At 48.3% G+C, this 20,636-nt stretch carries 23 protein-coding genes and 2 other annotated features; of the genes, 15 read left to right on the top strand and 8 right to left on the bottom strand.

Features of this window, described 5'->3' with window-relative positions:
• The first annotated feature begins 6 nt into the window (after window positions 1-6).
• The 3 genes from ACKKE8_RS05765 to ACKKE8_RS05775 all read left to right on the top strand — a co-directional run bounded on the left by ACKKE8_RS05765 (window position 7) and on the right by ACKKE8_RS05775 (window position 2,791).
• Entirely contained in the window at window positions 7-1,155 is a 1,149-nt protein-coding gene (locus ACKKE8_RS05765; protein WP_409177334.1) for a histidine kinase, read from the top strand.
• A 7-nt stretch (window positions 1,156-1,162) separates the two neighbouring features.
• Window positions 1,163-1,792 carry a response regulator transcription factor gene (locus ACKKE8_RS05770; protein WP_007721557.1) on the top strand — a complete coding sequence of 210 codons (630 nt, stop codon included), beginning with the start codon at window positions 1,163-1,165 and terminating at the stop codon, window positions 1,790-1,792.
• Window positions 1,793-1,966: 174 nt separating this feature from the next.
• Window positions 1,967-2,791 carry a metallophosphoesterase gene (locus ACKKE8_RS05775; RefSeq protein WP_409177335.1) on the top strand — a complete coding sequence of 275 codons (825 nt, stop codon included), beginning with the start codon at window positions 1,967-1,969 and terminating at the stop codon, window positions 2,789-2,791.
• A gap of 8 nt (window positions 2,792-2,799) precedes the next feature.
• Here the strand turns inward: ACKKE8_RS05775 and ACKKE8_RS05780 are convergent, their stop codons facing one another.
• Entirely contained in the window at window positions 2,800-3,588 is a 789-nt protein-coding gene (locus ACKKE8_RS05780) for an N-acetylmuramoyl-L-alanine amidase (RefSeq protein ID WP_409177336.1), read from the bottom strand.
• A 161-nt stretch (window positions 3,589-3,749) separates the two neighbouring features.
• On the opposite strand from ACKKE8_RS05780, the gene ACKKE8_RS05785 reads away from it, so the two are divergent.
• Together ACKKE8_RS05785 and ACKKE8_RS05790 are read left to right on the top strand one after the other, a co-directional pair.
• On the top strand, window positions 3,750-3,980 hold the full coding sequence (locus ACKKE8_RS05785) for a YneF family protein (RefSeq protein WP_409177337.1): 231 nt from the start codon (window positions 3,750-3,752) through the stop codon (window positions 3,978-3,980).
• 21 nt (window positions 3,981-4,001) lie between these two features.
• Entirely contained in the window at window positions 4,002-4,181 is a 180-nt protein-coding gene (locus ACKKE8_RS05790; protein ID WP_017250129.1) for a hypothetical protein, read from the top strand.
• Between the two features lie 50 nt (window positions 4,182-4,231).
• Here the strand turns inward: ACKKE8_RS05790 and ACKKE8_RS05795 are convergent, their stop codons facing one another.
• Window positions 4,232-5,113: a LysR family transcriptional regulator gene (locus ACKKE8_RS05795; RefSeq protein WP_409177338.1), complete on the bottom strand. Its 882-nt coding sequence runs from the start codon at window positions 5,111-5,113 to the stop codon at window positions 4,232-4,234.
• A gap of 149 nt (window positions 5,114-5,262) precedes the next feature.
• Here ACKKE8_RS05795 and ACKKE8_RS05800 point away from each other — a divergent pair, with 149 nt between their 5' ends.
• Both ACKKE8_RS05800 and ACKKE8_RS05805 read left to right on the top strand, forming a co-directional pair.
• Window positions 5,263-6,630, top strand: a complete 1,368-nt coding sequence (locus tag ACKKE8_RS05800; RefSeq protein ID WP_409177339.1) for an MFS transporter — start codon at window positions 5,263-5,265, stop codon at window positions 6,628-6,630.
• An 81-nt stretch (window positions 6,631-6,711) separates the two neighbouring features.
• Window positions 6,712-6,980 (top strand) — a binding site (T-box leader).
• A 41-nt stretch (window positions 6,981-7,021) separates the two neighbouring features.
• Window positions 7,022-7,256, top strand: a binding site (T-box leader).
• Between the two features lie 60 nt (window positions 7,257-7,316).
• On the top strand, window positions 7,317-8,861 hold the full coding sequence (locus ACKKE8_RS05805) for a 2-isopropylmalate synthase (RefSeq protein ID WP_409177340.1): 1,545 nt from the start codon (window positions 7,317-7,319) through the stop codon (window positions 8,859-8,861).
• Window positions 8,862-9,433: 572 nt separating this feature from the next.
• On the opposite strand, the gene ACKKE8_RS05810 is transcribed toward ACKKE8_RS05805, so the two are convergent.
• Entirely contained in the window at window positions 9,434-10,204 is a 771-nt protein-coding gene (locus ACKKE8_RS05810) for a sulfite exporter TauE/SafE family protein (RefSeq protein ID WP_409177341.1), read from the bottom strand.
• Between the two features lie 191 nt (window positions 10,205-10,395).
• On the opposite strand from ACKKE8_RS05810, the gene ACKKE8_RS05815 reads away from it, so the two are divergent.
• The 4 genes from ACKKE8_RS05815 to ACKKE8_RS05830 all read left to right on the top strand — a co-directional run bounded on the left by ACKKE8_RS05815 (window position 10,396) and on the right by ACKKE8_RS05830 (window position 13,379).
• Window positions 10,396-11,004: a superoxide dismutase gene (locus tag ACKKE8_RS05815; RefSeq protein WP_012684750.1), complete on the top strand. Its 609-nt coding sequence runs from the start codon at window positions 10,396-10,398 to the stop codon at window positions 11,002-11,004.
• Window positions 11,005-11,176: 172 nt separating this feature from the next.
• Window positions 11,177-11,971: a dioxygenase gene (locus ACKKE8_RS05820; RefSeq protein ID WP_409177342.1), complete on the top strand. Its 795-nt coding sequence runs from the start codon at window positions 11,177-11,179 to the stop codon at window positions 11,969-11,971.
• A complete protein-coding gene (gene sigJ / locus ACKKE8_RS05825) occupies window positions 11,971-12,861 on the top strand; it encodes an RNA polymerase sigma factor SigJ (RefSeq protein ID WP_409177343.1) in 891 nt (296 codons plus the stop codon). The genes ACKKE8_RS05820 and sigJ overlap by 1 nt, the downstream gene beginning before the upstream one ends.
• A 71-nt stretch (window positions 12,862-12,932) precedes the next feature.
• A complete protein-coding gene (locus ACKKE8_RS05830; RefSeq protein WP_409177344.1) occupies window positions 12,933-13,379 on the top strand; it encodes a carboxymuconolactone decarboxylase family protein in 447 nt (148 codons plus the stop codon).
• A 70-nt stretch (window positions 13,380-13,449) separates the two neighbouring features.
• On the opposite strand, the gene ACKKE8_RS05835 is transcribed toward ACKKE8_RS05830, so the two are convergent.
• Window positions 13,450-13,995 (bottom strand): pyridoxamine 5'-phosphate oxidase family protein, encoded by a 546-nt coding sequence (locus tag ACKKE8_RS05835; protein ID WP_016742787.1) that lies wholly within the window; start codon window positions 13,993-13,995, stop codon window positions 13,450-13,452.
• 142 nt (window positions 13,996-14,137) lie between these two features.
• Window positions 14,138-15,127, bottom strand: a complete 990-nt coding sequence (locus tag ACKKE8_RS05840; protein ID WP_409177345.1) for a metal-dependent hydrolase — start codon at window positions 15,125-15,127, stop codon at window positions 14,138-14,140.
• A 159-nt stretch (window positions 15,128-15,286) separates the two neighbouring features.
• On the opposite strand from ACKKE8_RS05840, the gene ACKKE8_RS05845 reads away from it, so the two are divergent.
• Window positions 15,287-15,577 carry a hypothetical protein gene (locus tag ACKKE8_RS05845; RefSeq protein ID WP_409177346.1) on the top strand — a complete coding sequence of 97 codons (291 nt, stop codon included), beginning with the start codon at window positions 15,287-15,289 and terminating at the stop codon, window positions 15,575-15,577.
• A 21-nt stretch (window positions 15,578-15,598) separates the two neighbouring features.
• Complete coding sequence (gene mutY / locus ACKKE8_RS05850; RefSeq protein ID WP_409177347.1) at window positions 15,599-16,705, top strand: A/G-specific adenine glycosylase; 1,107 nt, start codon at window positions 15,599-15,601, stop codon at window positions 16,703-16,705.
• Window positions 16,706-16,744: 39 nt separating this feature from the next.
• Here mutY and ACKKE8_RS05855 read toward each other — a convergent pair whose 3' ends face one another.
• The 3 genes from ACKKE8_RS05855 to ACKKE8_RS05865 form a co-directional block, all read right to left on the bottom strand.
• Window positions 16,745-17,521: a Cof-type HAD-IIB family hydrolase gene (locus ACKKE8_RS05855; RefSeq protein ID WP_409177348.1), complete on the bottom strand. Its 777-nt coding sequence runs from the start codon at window positions 17,519-17,521 to the stop codon at window positions 16,745-16,747.
• A 119-nt stretch (window positions 17,522-17,640) separates the two neighbouring features.
• Complete coding sequence (locus tag ACKKE8_RS05860; RefSeq protein ID WP_409177349.1) at window positions 17,641-17,799, bottom strand: YrzI family protein; 159 nt, start codon at window positions 17,797-17,799, stop codon at window positions 17,641-17,643.
• Window positions 17,800-17,941: 142 nt separating this feature from the next.
• Entirely contained in the window at window positions 17,942-18,094 is a 153-nt protein-coding gene (locus ACKKE8_RS05865) for a hypothetical protein (RefSeq protein WP_007729794.1), read from the bottom strand.
• Between the two features lie 38 nt (window positions 18,095-18,132).
• On the opposite strand from ACKKE8_RS05865, the gene ACKKE8_RS05870 reads away from it, so the two are divergent.
• Both ACKKE8_RS05870 and ACKKE8_RS05875 read left to right on the top strand, forming a co-directional pair.
• Window positions 18,133-18,405, top strand: coding sequence for a hypothetical protein (locus ACKKE8_RS05870; RefSeq protein WP_409177350.1), 273 nt, complete (start codon window positions 18,133-18,135; stop codon window positions 18,403-18,405).
• A gap of 219 nt (window positions 18,406-18,624) precedes the next feature.
• Window positions 18,625-20,592, top strand: coding sequence for a methyl-accepting chemotaxis protein (locus ACKKE8_RS05875; protein WP_409177351.1), 1,968 nt, complete (start codon window positions 18,625-18,627; stop codon window positions 20,590-20,592).
• Window positions 20,593-20,636: the final 44 nt, after the last annotated feature.

Here is a 20,636-nt window from a genome sequence, read left to right on the forward strand (position 1 = left end):
TGGCGGATGCGTCGACAGCGATTGGCAAGTATTCAGTGGCAATACGTGCGCTATGGCATGTTACTGGCCGTCAGTGCAGTTACTGCCGCGTTTATTTGTTTCTTTTGGCTATATTTTTTATGGAGAGATCACCCCGGGATTCACCGGTGGTACAACGAAATGATCAGCGACCGCAACTTCGTGTGGTGGCTTGAAGAATATATAGGCATCAATCTGCCTGCCGATCCAGAGGGCTTGATCCAGCTTGCTGCTTTTGTTGTCTCTTTGCCCGCAGGTGTCTTAGTGGCATTGATCATTTCCTATATTATCGGCAATTTGTTGAAAAAGAGACTCAGCGTACTGTGGGAAGCTGCCATGAAGCTTGGGCGCGGGATGCTGTCGTATCGGGTCCCTGAATTGGGCGTCGATGAAGTCGGCGAATTAGGATGGCAGATCAATCGCTTGGCTTCGCAATGGGAAGAACAAGTGGCATCTTTGCAGCGGCTGTCGAACCACAATGCAGCTCTCGCAGAACAATTGAAGCATGCAGCGGTTACAGAGGAGCGACAGAGATTGGCGAGAGAACTGCATGATGCAGTCAGCCAGCAACTGTTCGCCATCGCCATGACGACTGCGGCGATGAAGCGGCTTGTAGAAAAAAATCCTCAACGTGCCGCACAACAGATTGAATTGGTCGAAGAGATGGCAGCAGCTGCACAAGCGGAGATGAGGGCATTGCTTTTGCATCTTCGTCCGGCTACGTTACAAAACAAGTCATTGAAGGAAGCCATTCTGGAACTTTTAGATGAGCTGACGCGTAAAAATACCATGCAGCTTTCTTGGGAGATCGAAGACGTCGAAGGCTTGCCGAGTGGAATTGAGGATCATTTGTTCCGTATTTTGCAGGAGTCCTTGTCCAATACATTGCGGCATGCCAGAGCTACCCAGATTACAGTGAAGCTGTTTACGCTGCAAGAGCAGGTTCGCCTGCGGGTAACGGATGACGGTGTTGGTTTTGATCCGGATGGGGAGAAAATGACGTCCTACGGTTTGCGCAGCATGCAAGAGCGCGTAGCAGAGGTCGGAGGCTCCATGGAGATTTACTCGGCAATTGGGAAGGGGACGCAAATTGAGGTGCGTATTCCTCTAATGTTACAGACGGAACGGGAAGGGTGAAGGCTCGGTGATTCGGGTACTACTGGTAGATGATCACGAAATGGTTCGGATGGGTCTGGCTGCTTATTTGTCTACAGAGGACGATATTGAAGTTGTAGCAGAGGCAGGCAGTGGTGAAGAAGGGGTGCGGATGACGCAAGAGCTGCGCCCAGATGTCGTTTTGATGGATTTGGTCATGGAAGGCATCGGTGGTGTGGAGGCGACTCGGCGTATTCGTGAAAGCTGTCCATCCAGTAAGGTTATCGTCTTGACCAGCTTTATTGATGACGAAAAGGTATATCCGGTCATTGAAGCAGGTGCATTCAGCTACTTGCTGAAGACTTCGCGTGCAGCCGAGATTGCTAAGGCAATTCGCTCTGCTGCTGCGGGTGAGCCAGTTTTGGAATCGAGGGTAGCAGGAAAAATCATGGCGCGTTTCCGTCACGGTCAAGAGTCCCATCCCCATGAGCAACTGACGCCGCGTGAGTTGGAGGTTTTGAAGCTGATCGGTCAGGGCAAGTCCAACCAAGAGATTGCAGATGAGCTGATTATCGGGATCAAAACGGTCAAGACTCATGTGAGCAACATTCTTGCCAAGCTGAATGTGGAGGATCGCACGCAAGCGGCCATTTACGTGCATACGCATAGCTTAGGCTAATCACATAGCATCATGTATAGGTAAACGCGCCAAAAAGCTCCTCGGTAAATAGGAGCTCTTTCGCGCGTTTACTTGTTTAAACAGTTTTCTTGTACACAAACCGTGAGTTTTTTTCGCAGATGTGGTAAAGATAGTAAGTAACGAATGAGAGATAACGGAAAGGAGGGACGGGCTATGAGGCACAAACCTCAAACACGCTCCAAGGTGCTTTCGGCTGACAATGGTGTGGATATCGTTGGGGATGTTCACGGCTGTTACGACGAATTTATAGAATTGCTCAAACGCTTGGGATATGGACAAACCCGAGACGGTACATACCGCCATCCCCATGGCCGAAAGCTCCTTTCCCTCGGTGATATCACGAGTCGTGGACCATACTCGATCAAAATGCTGCAATTTTTTCACCATCATGTCACGGCAGGTTTGGCTGAAATGGTGGATAGTAACCACGGATGGAAAGTAGCCCGCTGGTTGGATGGCAGGCCAGTGACATTGGCTCACGGAGATGAAAAGGTAGAAGAGGAGATTCGGCTGTATCAGCAAGAATACGGGCCGAAGAAGGCCTCCTTACTGCGAGAACAGAGTCGCAGATTGCTATTTTCTTCACCTTCGCACATGATCATCAAACGGAATGAAAAAATAGTAGCGGTCGCCGTTCATGCGGGGATTCGTGATGATTACATAGGGATGGATTCGCCTGCAGTCTACACGTTTTGCCGATATGGCGATGTGGCTGGGACGGGACCGGATGGGCGCCCGATCCGCAGAGAATGGGCAAAAGAACGAAAAGTGACTTCGCCCATAATCGTATGGGGACATGATCCGCATCCAGAACCAAAACGAAAAAATGGCACCATCAACATCGACCAAGGATGTGTGTTCGGCGGAATGTTAACCGCCTACCGCTACCCAGAGGACGAATTGGTGAGTGTGCCAGCAAAAAGAAACTATTCGGGCCTAACGGATACGCCGCTGACCCGTTTTAAGGCAAACGATTAACTGAGGCGTTACATTTTGAGCTTTTCGAATAAACGCTTCAGGATGACAGCATGTGCCCAGAGCGGCAGAGGTTGGTCAGGCTGCTGACGCCATTGTTCGTCTGTTAAAAAGCCATGATCATACAGCCAGTTGACGGCTTCCTGCTTCCAGTCAGGCACATTCCCTCCTCCGTTTCCAGGAGAAGTGGTGGGAGCAAGGGTCGGTGCTGCAGTGGGTTTTGGAGTAGAAGTAGGAGTCGTAGGGGGCTGGTATGGAAGTTTAGCGTACGTGCAAAATGCCCGGACTACCCCTTCCGCGAGATCTCGCCAATCCTGCTGTAGTTTATTTGCGTCCAAAGCATTGTCGGCAAAGCCATACTCGACGATAACCGTCTCCACGCTGCCAGTCTCCCGGTGCATGAAGTAGTAATCGAGCCGCGGATTATCTGGCAGTGTCCGCGTAAAAATGCGTCGATTCGGCATCCCTTCCGCTGCCAGGGCATCCTGGATCAATTGGGGAAAGGTTGGGGCGCCGTAAATCGAGTAAAGGACCTCGGAGCCTCGGCCGCCACCTGAGTTAATGTGGTTCGAGATACAGTAGCGAGCACCGCTGTTTCGAACCAAAGCAGTCCGAGCCTCACTTGTCAGAGTCACATCGGTTGTCCGTGTTATAGCGACAGGAATATTTAGAGCCAAAAAGCGATTATATTGATAGAGCGATATTTGCAAATTCATATCTTTCTCGGTAAATTGCGTGTTGTTTCCTCCTCCTGGATCGCTGCCACCGTGTCCAGCGTCCAGAATCACAATTGGAGTCATAGTTGTTTCACCTCTTGCTAGTAGAATATGCTTGAGACAAAGATATTGTTGAGGGCAGTGTTCTCATTTTCCAAGTTTTCTAATCACAATTTACAGAAGATAGCCCAACTATGGTACAATAAAAGGGTTCATAATTACGTATAGAGGATGGTAATGTATTGATGGCTTGGTACAACTGGGTAATTCCAATTGTTACATTGTTAATTGGTCTCGCTGGTGGATTTTATGGAGGGACTTATTTCTTGAAAAAACAAATGTCCAACATGCAAATGGACGAAAAGCAGCTTCAAGCCATGGCCCGTTCAATGGGGATGAATCTCAACCAAAAGCAGCTTAAACAAATGAGCCGTACGATGAAAAACATGAAAATGCCAAATAAATTCGGGAAGTAGCGTGAAAGGGAGTGTCGTTTGATGGGGGCGACCCGGCTGCGCTACACGATGATCGGTTTTATTATCGGGGTGTTTATCGTGTATTTGAAAGACCTGCCGCTTGCTGAAGGAACTCGGTTTGCGGCCCCTTTTTACGGAGCGGGGATTGGACTGCTCATTGACGGCATTATTTTACGTATGAAAAAAAGAAAACAAGAGTAGGGGGAAGAGCCTGGCGAATGATGCCAGGCTTTTTTCTGTTGGAAAGGGGCTTATTTTTCAAGAGACGCCGCAAAATACTGGACGATAAAATCACAGAATTTGCGTGCTGCCAGGGAGAGATATCTTTTTTCGTGGCGAATCATTTGAAAATGTCGCTGACAGATCGGGTGTTCGATTGGAAGCATGACAAGGTGAGGGTCTTCCTCTCGACTGATACAGCCATAGAGGGCGATGCCAAGACCTGCGCGGACCAGCTTTTGGATAGAGCCGGGATCATCTACCCGACAAGCGAATTTGGGGGTAATCCCTGCTTTTTGAAAGAACTGATCGTATAGCATTTGGATGGGAAAGTCTTCCCTGTAGCCGATAAAGGACTCTTCAGCCAACTCGCTTAGTCGAATACTGGTTTGCTTGGCTAAGTGATGTGTGCGTGGGACAGCTACATGAATATCTTCTTTCAATACGGGCGTTGTCAAAATATCCGGCACCCTGATCGGCAAATGCGTGAAGCAAATATCCACTTCACCTGACTCCAGGAGGGTTGCCATTTCTTCGATGGTGGCTTGCGTGATATGGAAATGTACATCTGGATGGAGGGCGAGAAACTTGCCCAACGGTTCTGATAACAGATCCAAGGTCGACGTAGCCAGATGAATACGACCATGCTCCATTCCGGCTAGATCCGATACGACTTTTTGACCTTCCTCCAACAGGTTCAGTGCTTTATCTACACGCTCCAAATACGCCTTCCCAAATGTATTCAACCGAATACGTCCTCGCTCGCGGTCAAATAACGGAACTCCGACATCCTCTTCCAACCGAGCAATGGTTTTGCTGAGAGCAGGCTGAGCAATTCGCAGCTCCTGGGCGGCTTTCGTCATATGCTGCCACTTGGCCACTGTTCGGAAATAGTGCAGTTGCAACAATTCCATTCGATTCAACTCCATATACTCAGGTGTATCAACTGTATGTCAAAAGATATATTTTCGTTTATTTTAAAATCATTATAAACTACAACAAGCAAGGCAAACAATCACCTTCCCGGGAAGAAATCGGTGATAACGAGAGGTGTCTTTCCAATATGCAAACCGAACCACAACAACAATCTGCTGAAAAAGTTCTTCGCGTACTTGTGTTTACGCTCATGATTACAGTGATGAGTGCTACGATGTTCAATATCGTGTTACCGCAAATCAGGGCAGAATTTCATTTATCTTTTAGTCAAGTAAGCTGGGTGACGTCTGCCTTTTTGTTAATCTATGCGGTTGGAACCGTGATGTACGGCAAGCTAGCCGATTCCTACAAGCTCAAACATTTGCTTACATTCGGATTAATTCTGTTTGCCATCGGTTCCCTTATTGGATTTTTCGCCCATAATTATGGCATGGTGCTTTTTGGGAGAATTGTGCAGGCAGCAGGAGCTGCAGTTGTTCCGGCTACATCTTCCATTATCCCGGTTCGTTATTTTCCCCCAGAGAGTAGGGGGCGAGCTCTAGGGATCTCAATGACCGGGATGGCAATCGGTAGCGCATTAGGTCCCGTTCTTTCCTCTTTGCTGGTCAGTCTGCTCGATTGGAGATGGCTGTTCTGTATGCCGTTGTTCACGCTCGTTGCCGTGCCTTTTTTCCGTAAGTATTTGGAGGAGGAGGAGCGGGAAGCCGTCAAAATGGACTGGATCGGCGGTGGGCTTCTCGCAATAACGATTGCGTTGCTTCTACTGGCTATTACGAATCAGAGCTTATTGCTCGCGCTGGGGTGCATCCTCTCATTCCTTCTGTTCTTGGTAAGAATTCGGACGACCGCAGAACCATTTATTCGCCCTGGCTTATTCCGGAGCAAACGCTATTCGCTCGGGCTGGTCATTGCCTTTTTGATGATAGGGAGTGGCTATTCGTTCGCTTTCCTTAGTCCACAGTTGTTGGCAAATGTGAATCATCTGGCACCGGGGCTCATTGGCTTTGTCATGGTACCGGGAGCAATTGTGACCGCGTTCTTGGGGAAAAAGGCCGGGATTCTTGCAGATAAGAAAGGGAATTCGTATTTATTTTACACAGCGTCTGTGCTACTTTTGAGCAGCTTTGTCCTCTTCTCTTCCTTTGCGGGAGTATCCCCGTTCCTCATTGCCGTTTTTCTGATTTTTGGCAATGTCGGACTATCGTTTATGATGATTTCGATGTCAAACGCAATCTCGCAGTCGCTACCAAAGGAACAGATCGGCGTCGGTATGGGACTGTTGGCAATGCTGAACTTTATTGCAGGTGCACTTGCAGCTACCTTGTACGGCAAAACGATTGATGGAGGAGCTGCTGTGAGCTGGAATTTGCTCAATAGCTATCCAGGAGCGTCCGTCTATAGCAATATTTACTCCGCTTTAGCGCTCGTGATACTGGGTCTCGCCTGCTTTTATTACAGACAGTTCAGCCGCAGCTCGGTGAGAGAACTCCATTGATTCGGTTAATAAAATTATTTTTATTGCTAGACTCCATTGACAACCAGATATAAACCGAATAAAATTTCAAACAATAATAACAATAACGCGAAGAACGGGAACAGTAAGTGGTCTGATCTGTTTAGAGAGCTGCGGGATGGTGCAACGCAGTCAGAGAAGCCAGTGAAGCTCGCCCGGGAGCGGCAGGACTGAACAAGATGTAGCGCTGCATCGAGCAGTAAGTTCTGACGGTTAACCTCCGTGATCGGGTTGTGCTGATCGTCTAGGATCAGTACATGAGGTGGACTTCTGGCGAGTAGCTGGGGTCAACGAGAGTGGTACCGCGATAGACAAGGTCTGTCGTCTCTTCGATAGAGACGGCAGGCCTTTTTGATTGTAACAACGACATAGAACAAACGCGAAGAACGGGAGCTAGTAAAGCAAATTTCTTGTCCAGAGAGCTGCGGGGAGGTGCGACGCAGTCAGGAAATGCTCGAATCTCACCCGGGAGCGGCAAGGTGGAAAACGTTCAGTAGACCTTGACGGATCGTCCCACGTCATCGGGACAGCGAGGTGGATTCTCTTCTGAAAAAAGAGGGGATCAACGAGAGTGGTACCGCGGCAGCCAAAAGCCTGTCGTCTCTTGTATATGGAGACGGTGGGCTTTTTTTATTGAGAAAATAACTAAAAATGAGGAGGCAATACCCATGGCAAAAAGAATTCATATTTTCGATACGACACTGCGTGACGGAGAGCAAGCACCAGGAGCGTCTCTTTCTCCTGAGCAAAAAATCGTGATAGCGAAGCATTTGGCAGACCTCGGCGTGGATGTCATTGAACCTGGCTTCCCAATCTCCAGCCCGGGTGACTTCATGGCGGTGCAACGTATTTCGCAAGAGGTGCACGGCGTGGAGATCTGTGGCTTTGCTCGTGCGGTGAAAGAGGACATTGACGCTGCCGTTCGGGCTACACAAGCGGCAGAGCGTCGCAGACTCCACATGTTCCTGTCATCCTCCAGCATTCATCTGGACTTTCAACTCCGCAAGTCGAGAGAGCAAGTGATTAAGATTGCCCGCGAAATGATTGCGTACGGCAAACAGTTTGTAGACCGGATTGAATTTTCTCCGATGGATGCGACCCGTACTGGAGATGAGTTCCTGTTTGAGATGATCGAGGCAGCGATCGAAGAAGGAGCAACCATTATCAACATCCCCGATACGGTTGGGTACGCACTTCCAGAAGAGTATGGGGCCATGTTCACTCGTGTCATGAAAAATGTCCGTGGCAGCGACAAGGTAGAGTTCAGTGCACATTGCCACAATGATCTTGGACTCGCGGTTGCAAACAGTTTGGCTGCGATTCGTGCTGGGGTCACCCAAGTCGAAGTAACGGTCAACGGGGTCGGTGAGCGAGCGGGGAACTGCTCCTTGGAAGAGCTGGTGATGGCAATTGAGACGCGCAAAGAAGCACTGGATGCCGAGACTGGCATCAGACCAGAGCACATTTACACTACTTCACAAAAGGTGAGTCGTGCCATGAGCTTCCCGATTGCTTTCAACAAACCAATTGTCGGTCGCAATGCCTTTCAGCACGAAGCAGGTATTCATCAGGACGGTCTCTTAAAAGAGCGCAGCACCTACGAAATCATGGACCCAGAGAGCTTGGGCGTGCCTCGCAACATGATCATTCTCGGAAAGCACTCCGGCCGCCATGCCATCAAGCACCGCGTAAACGAGTTCGGAATACAGCTGACCGATGAGCAGATGGAGACACTGTACGTCCAATTTAAAGAGATGGCTGACAAGCAAAAGGTTGTCCAGGATCATCAACTGCTTGAGCTGGTAGGACATACCGTGAATGCTGTATTGGAGCCGTTCACCCTAGTGAATGCACAGGTGCTCACTGGAACATCCGGACATCGTATGGCTTCCTGCACGATTACGAACAATGTGACAGGAGAAGAACAAGCATACTCTGGCACCGGAGAAGGACCTGTTGAGGCATTGGTAGCGGGCATCAAGCAGGCACTGCCGTTTGACGTAGAGTTTACGGACATGGAGCTGTATTCATTGTCGTCGGGAGAGCACGCGACAGGTGAAGCGATCGTGACGGTCAGCGCCAACGGAAGTCATTTTAAAGGAGTTTCCGAGCATCGAGATGTCCTGATGGCGGTCGCGCAGGCGTTTATGGCGGCGAGCAATCAGGCGGTGCGTGATCATCAATCCAAAGTTGTTACAGCAGGGGCTAACTAAGAGCCAAACATAAAGAGTCAGCCTGTAGATGTTTGCAGGCTGACTCTTTAAGTACTTATGGCTGTAGTGGAGAGAAGAATATTTCCAGTCTAGGCTCCAGCTCCGTCCTGCTGGGGGCTAAGACTGACCGCTCCGAAGGGATTAGCGGGGAAACGCAAAAGTGGTAGCCGCTTCGTCGTAAGGGCACGTTGCGTTTCTTTTGCCCGCTAATCCCTTCTCCGCTCGGTAGGACTCCACAAGTCGCTACGTCTGGAAATATTCTTCTCTGTCGTTGCTGATGAAATTCTTCATTCATTTAAGGATTTTTAACACGATGAACACTGACAGCTCGTAGAGGAAACAGGAGAAATAAGCGAAGATCTTGGGAACACCGACCGAGCCGGAATGCAAAAAGCGAAACACGCTCTTAAGCGTCCACCTCTGAAAAAACTTCCTGAATGGACTACTTTGGACGCGGTTTCGCTTTTTGCATGGAGTCGGGCAGTCAATCCCTCAGCGGGTGGCCCTAGAAGCTGAGCGTTTTCTCCTGTTTCCTCCCCACCACAACAGCAACGCACAAGTGCTGTTTTAGATCAGGCAGTAAAAATCAACTCATACACCATCTTCACGATCAAGGTGATGGATACGACCAAGAACAACGGACGGACATAACGTACTCCTGTTTTGATGGCCATTTTGGCACCAAGGTTAGCGCCCAACAGCATCGCGATCCCCATGATGAGACCAGTCATGAAGACGACTTTGCCCTCCATTGTGAAGACAAAAAGCGCAGAAATGTTACTGGCCAGATTCAAAATACGGCCATTGCCGGCTGCAATCACAAAATCATAGCCAAACAAAAGCACCATGAGAAAAACAAAGAACGAACCGGTTCCAGGCCCGAAAAATCCATCGTAAAATCCGATTAAAAAGGTAAAAGGAATCCCGATGCCGAGTGTAAATTTGGTCAGCCCTTTGTAGTTGGAATCTTGACCGAAACGCTTGTTGAAAAGGGTGTAAACGAAAATGAGTGCCATCATAATAACAACAAGGATCTTCAAAAACTCCTGGGGAACGAACAGAACTGTTTTCGCTCCGAAATAAGCACCGATCAGCGAGACGGGAAATAAAATCAGCATGAGCTTCTTGTCAAATTTACCGTTCTTGATAAAGGTGTAAGAGCTGGTGGCTGATGAAATCGTGCCAGCCAATTTGTTCGTGCCAAGAGCAAGGTACGGCGGCATTCCTAGACCGAGCAGGGCGGGGAGGGAGATGAGTCCGCCTCCACCAACAGTACTGTCGATGAATGCTGCAACGAATCCAAAGACGGCGAGAAGTACGATTGTTGATAAGTCCATTTCCACTAGATATCACCTGATTCTCTTCGTTTGTAATACTCCAAGTCTAGCACGCTCGATTTTGTTTTCAAGATGGAAATCTTTGAAATAATAAATAGATTAATATACTTTGCATACCGATTTGTTGAAAAACTGTTTGGCTTACAGTATAATGAAGTCGTAAGCTTGACCTACATAATTTGAGGAGGAATGTTACAATGGCACATCAACTTCCTGCATTGCCTTATGCACACAACGCTTTGGAACCACATATCGACGCGCAAACCATGGAGATCCATCACGGACGCCACCATGCTACTTATGTTAACAACCTGAATGCAGCTCTGGAAGCTCACGCTGACCTGCAAGGTAAAAGCATTGAAGAGCTGATCAGCAATCTGGATGCTCTGCCTGAGTCCATCCGTACTGCTGTTCGCAACAACGGTGGAGGCCATGCTAACCACACACTGTTCTGGGAAATCATGAGCCCGAATGGCGGCGGCGCACCAACTGGTGAACTGGCTGACGCAATCAACGCAGCTTTCGGAAGCTTTGACAACTTCAAAGCAGAATTCGCAAAAGCAGCTACTACTCGTTTCGGTTCCGGATGGGCTTGGCTGACTGCAGAAGGCGGAAAAGTAGCAATCAGCTCTACTCCTAACCAAGACAGCCCAATCATGGAAGGTAAAACACCTATCCTTGGTCTGGATGTTTGGGAGCATGCTTACTACCTGAACTACCAAAACAAACGCCCTGACTACATCGGCGCGTTCTGGAACGTTGTAAACTGGGATGAAGTTAGCAAGCGTTTCGCAGCAGCGAAATAATTGTAACTTTACCTGCCAAAAGGCTTGTCGTTCTTTAAGAGCGGCAAGCTTTTTTTGTTCAGAGAAAAGAAACGGCATCGATTCTGGATACACTTGTAACCATGATGATTATGAGATATAATACTTACTAAAAGTAACTAAGTTTAAAAAGTATAGAGGAGAGTGTACGCAAATGATGCCATCTTTTTTCATTGCACATGGTGCCCCGTTACTTGCCATAGAAAACAATGCCTATACAGAAGCACTGAACCAATTGCCTAGTCTGCTCCCGCGCAAGCCGCGAGCGATTGTCATGTTTTCGGCGCACTGGGAAGCATTTGAGCAAATGGTGGGAACGATGGCTACCTTCCCGACGATTCACGATTTTGGCGGATTCCCGCAGGAGCTGTACGAGATTGAGTATCCAGCAAAAGGAGAGAAAGAAATAGCGGAGGAAACAGTCCGTCTTCTTCAGGAAGCGGGCGTGCCCGTTGCTCTCAACACGACACGCGGACTTGATCATGGACATTGGGTCATTCTGCGCCATATGTATCCGGATGCCGATATTCCTGTTGTTGCCTTATCAGTTAATCCGAACCTGACCGTGACAGAGCAATATCAGATCGGCAAAGCACTCAGTCCGCTCCGCGAAAAAGACGTTCTGATCCTCGGCAGTGGCGGAACCGTCCATAATTTTTCCTATATGAACCTGAGAGAGTCCGATAGTGCTACCTTTGAGTGGGCGGAACAATTCGAAGACTGGCTGCAAACAATATTGACTGACTGGAATGTCGAGGATCTCGCCAACTACCGCGAGCTTGCTCCACATGCCGAAAAAGCTGTTCCCGCGTATGGAACCGAGCATTTTGTTCCGCTCGTGTACGTCATGGGAGCTGCCGACGATGAACGTACAGCGAAGCGTCTGCATATGAGCATCCGCTATGGAAGTCTCAGTCACACCCTTTGGCAGTTTGGTGATACGAAATAATGATAGTGCACATGGAGGATGTTTATCGAGAGTATAAATCATTACTGTTTTCCCTTGCGTACCGGATGACTGGCTCGGTAACGGAGGCGGAAGACATTGTTCAGGATACGTTTCTTGCGTTGGCAGGTACCGACATCCAAGACATTCACCATGTAAAAAGCTATCTGTGCAAAGCGGTGACCAATCGCTGTCTGGACTTATTAAAATCAGCCCGTTGGAAGCGGGAGCAGTATGTAGGGGAATGGTTGCCGGAACCGATGCTGGACGCTTCAGAAACCAATGATCCCCTGCAAACTGTGATTGCCGAAGAAGCAGTCTCGTATGGCTTGCTTGTTCTCTTGGAAAATCTACCGACGACGCTGCGTGCCGTTTTTGTGCTCCGAACGGCACTCGACTACGAATACAGCGAAATTGCCTCGATGCTCGAAATGACCGAAGTAAATTGTCGCAAGAAGTTTAGTCTTGCGAGAAAAAAGCTGGCCGAAGCAGGATATCAGGCGATCGTCCCTCAGCCGAATCGGACTTCGAGCTTGGTAGAACAGCTGATGCAGGCCATCTCCAAGTCAGATGCGAAGTCGTTGATCGGACTTTTGACAAAAGATGCTGTGTTTGTCAGCGATGGTGGCGGGAAAGTCCGTGCGGCTATTCATCCCATCTTCTCAGACGAGCGGATTACTGCCTTCTGGATGGGTGTATGGCCAAGGTGGGCTTCTCATGCTACGATGCAGATTCGCTCGTTCAATGGCCAAGATGGAATCGCCGTCTATTCCGAAGGTCAGCTGAAAATGATCATCCAGATCACAATGAACGGAGAAGAAGATCGCATTGCACGCTTGTATATGATGGTCAATCCAGATAAGCTTGCCCATTTGCAAAAAGAAAATGGATGATTCGTCACAAGAAGGGCGCTTCACTCGTCTTTGAGGTTGAAAGCAAATTTGAGTGGAGAGGAAGATGAATCATGAAAGCTAGATTGAATCATCATGCAGCAAATCCCGAAGCGTATCAAACCATGCTCAAGCTGGAGAAATTCGTGAATGAAAGCGGCTTGGACAAAAAACTGATTGAGCTGATCAAAATTCGTGCTTCCCAAATCAACGGCTGCGCTTTTTGCATGGATATGCATACGCAAGATGCACGCAAGCTCGGTGAGACAGAGCAACGCATTTACTTGCTCAGCGTTTGGAGAGAATCCGCGGTTTACACTGATGCAGAGCGGGCCGTCCTTGCTCTCACTGAGGCTGTCACTGTCATTACGGCTAACGGTGTTTCTGAAGAGCTCTACCAGCAGGTCCGCGAGCATTTTGACGAGAACCAGTATGTCGCACTGATTATGGCGATCAATACCATCAACTGCTGGAACCGACTCGCAATTTCGGCAGGAATGAGTGCTCCGTACTCTCTGTAAGGAGCAGACTCATCCAACAAAAAGACACGACTCTGACAAACGGAGCGTGTCTTTTTCTGCTTTTCGGCTTCTATACATCCATCTCGACTTTTCTGCCTGGATAGAACTGTTTCTCTTCAGAAAGTGGATTGCCTTTGGCGGTCAGCGCGGTAGGCGTAATCCGGAAGATGGCGGTTGTACTGCCCATCGAAGAACGATACTTGATGACATGCTGCAAAGGCAACGGTTCTGAATAGTAGCCGGGTACGTACTTGTCGATCATGGATTGCATCGCATCGCGCATCTCTTCAGGTTCAGAAACACGCTCAATTGTCCCGGCGATAAACACACTCATGTAAGCCGTATCGATATGGGCAGGCACAGGTGAGGCGATTGTGCCGTACTCCTCGCAAACACTGAAACATACACGGTTGTTGCCATTAATCATCTCGATTTTTCTGCCAGAATCCGCGCCGTGAAAATAAATACAGCCATTCCACCAAGCAAAATTCAAAGGCAGGATGTACGGCTCGATTTCATTGGACAAGCCGAGATGGCCGACCTTTGCTACTTGCAAGAACTGGTCAATCTGCTCCTGATCAGTAATGGTACGCTTGGAATAACGAATTGGTATCATGTCGAGTCCCCCAGTCTGTCGTTGTTATTTTGATCGTAATGGGTATTTGACTAGGAGAACAGGTGCAATTTTGGCAAAAGTAAACGGGTCAGATCACAAAAAAATAACCGCCCTTTACTGGCAGGGGCGGTAGTCTCGTCGATTACGAGCGTTTTGAATCCAATTTTTTAGTAAGCTGTTCTTCTCCGCGGTGGATCCATCCGACGAAGGAATCGCGGATGGTCAGATCAAAATTGAGGTAGACCACGGCGACGAACATGTAGTGACTTTTCCCTTGAAAACGGGAGCGGTAGCGCAGATCAATCCATTTGACCTCATAGCCAAAGGAGCGCTCCTTTGTTTCTACATGCACATGATGGGTAAAGGCGAGGAAGGACTGGACTTTGTAACTTTTCTTGGCTGCCGCAATCCGCTCATTTTCCGGTTTGATGGAGAAGGTGTCCAAGATGACGACGTCCCCCGAAACGACTTCACCTACATACCAATGCTGCTCTGTCTTGGCGACGAAGGTCCAATACGCCCAGGAAAGAGTAGGGATGATGGTGAAGGTACCAGCTTTGCCGATTCGCTGACGAACCAACTCGGTCGTTCGTCTTTGCGCCTGAATACGCCAGTAGTAGTACCCGGCAATGATCACGTATATCCATAAAAAGACGTGTCCTGGATGCGCACCTGCGGCCCATAGCATAAAGCCGACGAGATGAGCAGCGAAAATGAACGGATCGAAAATGAAAATGGCGTTGAGCGCCACCCATTTGTCGCGAAACGGGTACAAGCCCTTTGTGCCATAGGAATTGAACAAGTCAACGAATACGTGTAAACAGACGGCCAGGAATATCCAGCCGAGCAAATGCAGCCAATGGGGCTGTGGCATCATGGCCTGGATGAGAACAAAAATGCCTCCAGTCCAGAGAAATAAAGCGGGAACCGAGTGTGAAACGCCTCGGTGATTGCGAATGTAGGCAGCGGTACCACGTAGGCGGACTAAGCCATCCAAATCAGGCGCCTGCGAGCCAATGACCGTACCAATCATGACGGCCACTGCAAGTGACGGAGTAGAAGCTACGACAGGATCAAGATAGGCGAGCCCGGCCAATCCAAAGCCCATGGCAAAATGAGTGGCTGTATCCATGGAATCGTTGTCTTCCTCCCTTCCTTCCACTTTTATTGTTTATTATAGCGTTTGCCTAAGGTTATTTCCCGCCCGTTCTGAAAATATTTGTGTGCTTGTTCGCACGGGGTGGGAAGGGTATGATGAAAGCGTTGAATCGTTAAAGGAGGAACATGTCGCATGCTAACGGTTTTCATTGAATACAAGCTGGATACTGAAAAACGGAGTCACGCTCTGCGATTGCTCACCTCGATGGCTGAGCGAATGGAAGCGATGGGTGCACGTCAGTATCGCTCAATGGAGGGCTTGGATCAGCCCGGTCTGTTTGTCGAAATGTTTGAGGTCGAGACTGTTCAAGTATACGAAGAAATCAAGGCAAACCGATTGGCAGACCAAGACTTTTGCGACTGTATTTCCGGCGGAGCTGCGAAACTGCATGTGTGGGCGTTTCGTCCTGCGGAACTGGGATGAAAAGGAGTAGAATAAACGGAAATGGCAAGAAAAAAAGAAAGCTTGAAATATACACTTCCTGAACAATTTCATGTGTTTGGCTTTGCCCAGGATTTGCTGGCCTGGTACGACTCCCAAAAGCGGGATTTGCCTTGGCGGATCAACAAAGACCCATATCGAATCTGGGTATCGGAGATCATGCTTCAACAAACACGAGTAGAGACCGTTAAACCTTATTATGCGAATTTCATGGAGAAATTTCCGACGGTGAGTGATTTAGCGAAAGCGCCTGAGGATGATGTCTTAAAAGCGTGGGAAGGACTCGGCTATTACTCCCGCGCGCGCAATCTTCAAGCCGCAGCCCGCGAGGTAACGGTTCGCTATGGAGGAGTTGTGCCGGATACACCAGAAGAAATCGCTACACTAAAAGGTGTCGGTCCGTATACAGCAGGTGCCATTCTTAGCATTGCCTATGAAAAGGCGGAGCCGGCTGTGGATGGAAATGTTATGCGTGTTTTTTCACGCCTGCTGTATTTAACCGACGACATCGCCAAGCCTGCCACGAGAATCAAAATCGAGCATCTCGTACGCCAGGTCATTCCAGGGGGGAGAGCGGGAGATTTCAATCAGGCTTTAATGGAGCTGGGAGCGATGGTCTGTGTGCCGCGCACTCCGCAATGCTTGACCTGTCCCGTGTTTGACTACTGTATGGCGCGTCAGGAGGGAGTGGCAGAAGAGCTGCCGGTCAAAGGCAAAGCCAAACCTCCACGTCCTGTTGATCTGCAAGTAGGCATTATCATTCGCGACGACAAAGTATTGATGAACAAGCGTCCTGATCAGGGGCTTCTCGCTGGCATGTGGGAATTTCCTACTGTTGAAACCGAACAGGAAAGTGATGCTGCCAAGCAGGAGGCACTTGCAGTTGGTTTGCGTGAACGATTCGGAATCGATGTAGAAGTCATGCAGCCGCTAGGTACGGTTCAGCACGTCTTTTCCCATTTACAGTGGAATATGCAAGTATGGTCCTGTGACTGGATCGAAGGGGAAGAGCTCCCCGCTCATGCAAGATACGTAGCTTGGGAGGAATTAGATACTTACACCATCCCGATGGCGCATCAAAAAATTCGTGAGCTGTTGGGACAAAAATAACAATTAGGCAAAGCTGTCGAGCATTTCTCGGCAGCTTATTTATTTCATCATACCGATATGACGCAAGCCGTGGGATATCCCGCCATCATCGACGTGGCGCGTTACATAATTGGCATGCGGCAACAAAGCTTCATGCGCATTGCCCATCGCGATCCCCATCCCGACATAAGAAAGCATTTCTTTGTCATTCAGACCGTCTCCAAAAGCAACTGCCTTGCTTGGCGCAAGCCCGATATGTGAGAGGAGCGCTTCAATACCGAGGGCTTTTGAACCACCTTTTGCAAAAACATCCATACAATACTCATGCCAGCGTATAAACGAGAGAGCGGGAATCTCTTCTCTGTACTGTTGTTCGTGTGCATCTGGCGTAAACAACAGCGCTTGATAAATATTTTCAGAATGGGCGAAGTCTGCATTGTGATCGGGGGAATCCAGTTTCAATTGCTGAAAGGTCCAATCCAAATACGGATGCTGCTTATGGGTAGAGAAGCCCGCCGTACTGCCTTGAAACACGATGGGGTGGTCGTGCTGGGCCGCGATCTGCTGCAATTGATCGAGTGTTTTGGTCTGGATGGGGCGATCATAAATAGTTTTTCCTTGATAGACGACATATGCGCCATTACAACTGACATACGAGTCGATGCCGCACTGCTGGGCAAGCTCGTCAAAATAATAATGAGCTCTGCCTGTTGCTAAGACGACCTCGATCTTGTTTCTTTGCAACTCTTGAATGGCTTCGAGTGTATCCGGTGGTATGATTTTCTCTTCGTTGACGAGTGTTCCATCAATGTCTAAAAAGACGATTTGATACTCCATGATTTCACTCCCCACTTTTCTCTTTTGAGTCCATTATAAAGCTTCAAGAGAGGGGAAGAGCAGTGGAAAATAAAAAGATCATGCCCCCGCAGACATGATCTTTGTAAAACCGTTTCTTTTTATCGAATCAAAAACTCTGGAAATTGTGTCACGATCTGATGCTTTTGTTCTTCGATGCGTTTCAGCGCTTGCTCTTGCATGTATTTTGCTTCAATTTGCTTCGGTGTCAATTTCCGTTTCTCAATAATGATTGTGAAGAAAATCATTGGAATGTACATGAGTGTATCCCTCCCATCCCGTTAGTTTGGTGCAGTCAGCTGCCATCTATCGCTTTGACTCCTGTAAACCTCATCATCTGACGCCGTTGTTTGTTTTTCATACCCAAATCCCTCCTGTAGTCAAGTAATCGTGTTTCGTCCATTAAATGCGGCTCACAAATTGTGCAGCTTCAAAAGCATGTTCTTCGGCGCGTTCTTCGAGATAGCGACAGCGAGCAGATTCTGCGAAAAGTGTTTCCGCTTGTTCCTTATTGCGTTCAATCTTGACTGTGAAAAGCAAAAAGTTCAGTACCATTACCAATCACCCCCTTTCAAGGTGGAAAATGTTAATTGATGAGAAAGAAAAAGACCACGGGCGAAAGCCTGCGGTCTTCTGGCAACAAAAACGGACATGCCGTTTTGAAGGACATAGAAAGACCACAAGCAACAACACCTGTGGTCGGTAATAGACGAAATAGAAATGTTGAAGAGTACGAATACTACTGGAATTCGTCGACCCAGGAGGCGCTGCTATATTCAGTTAGAAAATCCACAAGACGATCAATAAGAGCTGGATTTGGATTCATTGCTATCATCATCATTGTGCTGCCTCCTTTCTTTCCGTAGTAGTAGTGTGTGGAACGTAATCTAAGAATATGGCATTTTTTTCTTGTTGTAAAGCGATTTTTTACCTATTTATAGAAGAAAGTATATTCTGAATATAATAAAAAATAATAAATAATAAACGAATGTGTAGTTTAGTGGGCAAATGAAGGTTTACAATTAGGCATATAGCGGGTATGAATATAGAACAATCATGACACCCAGAAAGGTGATGCTAGCGAAATGAAAACACCCAGACTCACTGTGAAATCGAAGCTGATCGCTACATTTTCCACGATATTAGTAATCCCCATGCTCTTGCTTGGACTGCTCTCTTATCAGAGTGCCAAGGCAGAGTTGTCAGATGAATTGCTTACGACTGCCTCTGAAAATGTTCGGTTGATAGATGCGCTTTTGAATCGGACACTGTTGGAGCAATCCAGAAATGTGGAGTGGATCGCTGCTGATATTGTACGCAACGACATCCTGGAAGAGACCAGAATAAACACGAAAAAGAAATTGCAGCGCTTTCTCGCTATGAATCCGGAAGTGAGTGAAGCGTATATCGGGGACGAGAATGGCGGCATGATGACCGCAACCGATTCCAAGCTCCCGGACGGATTCGACCCGCGAAAGAGAGATTGGTACATAGCAGCCATGAAGCAACCTGGCAATGGCATCATTGTGGACCCATACATTGATGCCATTACGGGCAAAGTCGTGGTGGGAATAGCCATGGCATTGCCTGATCAGTCCGGTGTCTTTGGGATTGATATTCAACTGACTGCGCTGGACACAACCGTTAAGCAGGCGAAGATTGGTACGCAAGGATATATGGCTATTTTGGATAAAAACCGCAAGATGCTTGTCAATCCAAATGGAGAGTCGGGCGTAGAAGTAGCAGAGTCTTGGGCAGATACTGTTTATGCGGAAGAGTCCGGACGTTTACAATTTAATCACGAGGGAAATCCTGTCCAGGCCGTGTTTACTACGAATGAAAATACGGGCTGGAAGCTTGTAGGCGTGATGTATGAAAGTGAAGCAGCAGAAGCGGCAGATCCAATTTTTTACACCATGCTCGTGATTATAATTGTTGCACTAGTGGTAGCTGGCGGAGTCATTTACCTGATTTTGCGCTCCTTACTCCGTCCTTTGCGCATGTTGACAGAAGCAGCGGAAAAAATGAGCCAAGGCGATGTGACACAACAAGTAGATATACGAAGTGACGATGAGCTGGGTACATTGGGCAAAGCCTTCAATCATATGGCGGAATCTCTTCGCTCCTTGCTCCATTCTGTGAATGATTCTGTTCAGCAGCTCGCTTCTTCGGCAGAGCAGCTCGCCGCAAGTGCGGATCAGACAAGCAAAGCGACAGAACAGATCGCAGAGACCATGCAAGAAATGGCGGAGGGAACCGAGCAGCAAGTCTCCCATACGCAGGAGGGTAACGCAGCAGTCGAACAAATGTCGGCAAGAATCGGTCAGATCGCAGAGCATACACAAAATGTATTTACCGCAGCCCGGGAATCGTCGGACTTGGCAGTGACCGGAAACAAAGCCATTCAATCGGCTGTGTTGCAAATGAACGCATCCAGCGAATCGATTCACGGTCTGGCAAAAGTCGTGGATAATCTGGGGACGCGTTCTCAAGAAATCGGAAACATCGTGGATGTGATCACTGCTATCGCTAATCAAATCAACCTGCTCGCACTAAATGCGGCAATCGAAGCGGCACGAGCAGGAGAGTATGGACGAGGCTTTGCTGTGGTGGCTGATGAGGTACGCAAGCTGGCAGAGCAATCCGCAAGCTCGGCACAACAAATTAGTCAGCTGATCACCGCGATCCAAGCGGAGACAAACCATGCTGTGATTGTTATGGATCAAAGCAAGCGTGAAGTAACGGAAGGTATTGAAAAAGTGAACGAAGCTGGCCAGTCCTTCGAACAAATTCAATCAGCTGTCAATGAAGTGGCAGAGAAAATCGGTCAGGTATCGGAAGCGACGCGTGATTTCTCCACAAGGGCACAGCAAGTGGTTGAAATCATTGGTCATATTTCCGAAGTGACACTGCTAGCATCTGATGGAACACAAAGCGTATCCGCAGCTGCAGAGGAGCAGCTAGCCTCTATGGAAGAGATCGCTTCCTCAGCCGTTTCTCTCGAACACCTCGCGGAGGAATTGCAAAACCAGATCGGCAAATTCCGTATCTAAAAATAAGCCCGGCGCCGTGTTTACATACACGAGCAGCCGGGTTT

The sequence above is a fragment of the Brevibacillus fortis genome (genome assembly GCF_046196545.1).
GTDB classification, from domain to species: Bacteria; Bacillota; Bacilli; order Brevibacillales; family Brevibacillaceae; genus Brevibacillus; species Brevibacillus fortis_A.

What these genes read in the sequence shown, in the direction of transcription:
- ACKKE8_RS05875 (WP_409177351.1), top strand. Translation starts at nt 18,625, where the DNA reads ATGAAAACACCCAGACTCACTGTGAAATCGAAGCTGATCGCTACATTT.
- ACKKE8_RS05860 (WP_409177349.1), bottom strand. Translation starts at nt 17,799, where the DNA reads ATGTACATTCCAATGATTTTCTTCACAATCATTATTGAGAAACGGAAA.
- ACKKE8_RS05870 (WP_409177350.1), top strand. Translation starts at nt 18,133, where the DNA reads ATGAGAAAGAAAAAGACCACGGGCGAAAGCCTGCGGTCTTCTGGCAAC.
- sigJ (WP_409177343.1), top strand. Translation starts at nt 11,971, where the DNA reads ATGATAGTGCACATGGAGGATGTTTATCGAGAGTATAAATCATTACTG.
- ACKKE8_RS05785 (WP_409177337.1), top strand. Translation starts at nt 3,750, where the DNA reads ATGGCTTGGTACAACTGGGTAATTCCAATTGTTACATTGTTAATTGGT.
- ACKKE8_RS05835 (WP_016742787.1), bottom strand. Translation starts at nt 13,995, where the DNA reads ATGATACCAATTCGTTATTCCAAGCGTACCATTACTGATCAGGAGCAG.
- ACKKE8_RS05795 (WP_409177338.1), bottom strand. Translation starts at nt 5,113, where the DNA reads ATGGAATTGTTGCAACTGCACTATTTCCGAACAGTGGCCAAGTGGCAG.
- ACKKE8_RS05780 (WP_409177336.1), bottom strand. Translation starts at nt 3,588, where the DNA reads ATGACTCCAATTGTGATTCTGGACGCTGGACACGGTGGCAGCGATCCA.
- ACKKE8_RS05840 (WP_409177345.1), bottom strand. Translation starts at nt 15,127, where the DNA reads ATGGATACAGCCACTCATTTTGCCATGGGCTTTGGATTGGCCGGGCTC.
- ACKKE8_RS05765 (WP_409177334.1), top strand. Translation starts at nt 7, where the DNA reads ATGCGTCGACAGCGATTGGCAAGTATTCAGTGGCAATACGTGCGCTAT.
- ACKKE8_RS05805 (WP_409177340.1), top strand. Translation starts at nt 7,317, where the DNA reads ATGGCAAAAAGAATTCATATTTTCGATACGACACTGCGTGACGGAGAG.
- ACKKE8_RS05845 (WP_409177346.1), top strand. Translation starts at nt 15,287, where the DNA reads ATGCTAACGGTTTTCATTGAATACAAGCTGGATACTGAAAAACGGAGT.
- mutY (WP_409177347.1), top strand. Translation starts at nt 15,599, where the DNA reads ATGGCAAGAAAAAAAGAAAGCTTGAAATATACACTTCCTGAACAATTT.
- ACKKE8_RS05830 (WP_409177344.1), top strand. Translation starts at nt 12,933, where the DNA reads ATGAAAGCTAGATTGAATCATCATGCAGCAAATCCCGAAGCGTATCAA.
- ACKKE8_RS05855 (WP_409177348.1), bottom strand. Translation starts at nt 17,521, where the DNA reads ATGGAGTATCAAATCGTCTTTTTAGACATTGATGGAACACTCGTCAAC.
- ACKKE8_RS05800 (WP_409177339.1), top strand. Translation starts at nt 5,263, where the DNA reads ATGCAAACCGAACCACAACAACAATCTGCTGAAAAAGTTCTTCGCGTA.
- ACKKE8_RS05820 (WP_409177342.1), top strand. Translation starts at nt 11,177, where the DNA reads ATGATGCCATCTTTTTTCATTGCACATGGTGCCCCGTTACTTGCCATA.
- ACKKE8_RS05775 (WP_409177335.1), top strand. Translation starts at nt 1,967, where the DNA reads ATGAGGCACAAACCTCAAACACGCTCCAAGGTGCTTTCGGCTGACAAT.
- ACKKE8_RS05815 (WP_012684750.1), top strand. Translation starts at nt 10,396, where the DNA reads ATGGCACATCAACTTCCTGCATTGCCTTATGCACACAACGCTTTGGAA.
- ACKKE8_RS05790 (WP_017250129.1), top strand. Translation starts at nt 4,002, where the DNA reads ATGGGGGCGACCCGGCTGCGCTACACGATGATCGGTTTTATTATCGGG.
- ACKKE8_RS05865 (WP_007729794.1), bottom strand. Translation starts at nt 18,094, where the DNA reads ATGGTACTGAACTTTTTGCTTTTCACAGTCAAGATTGAACGCAATAAG.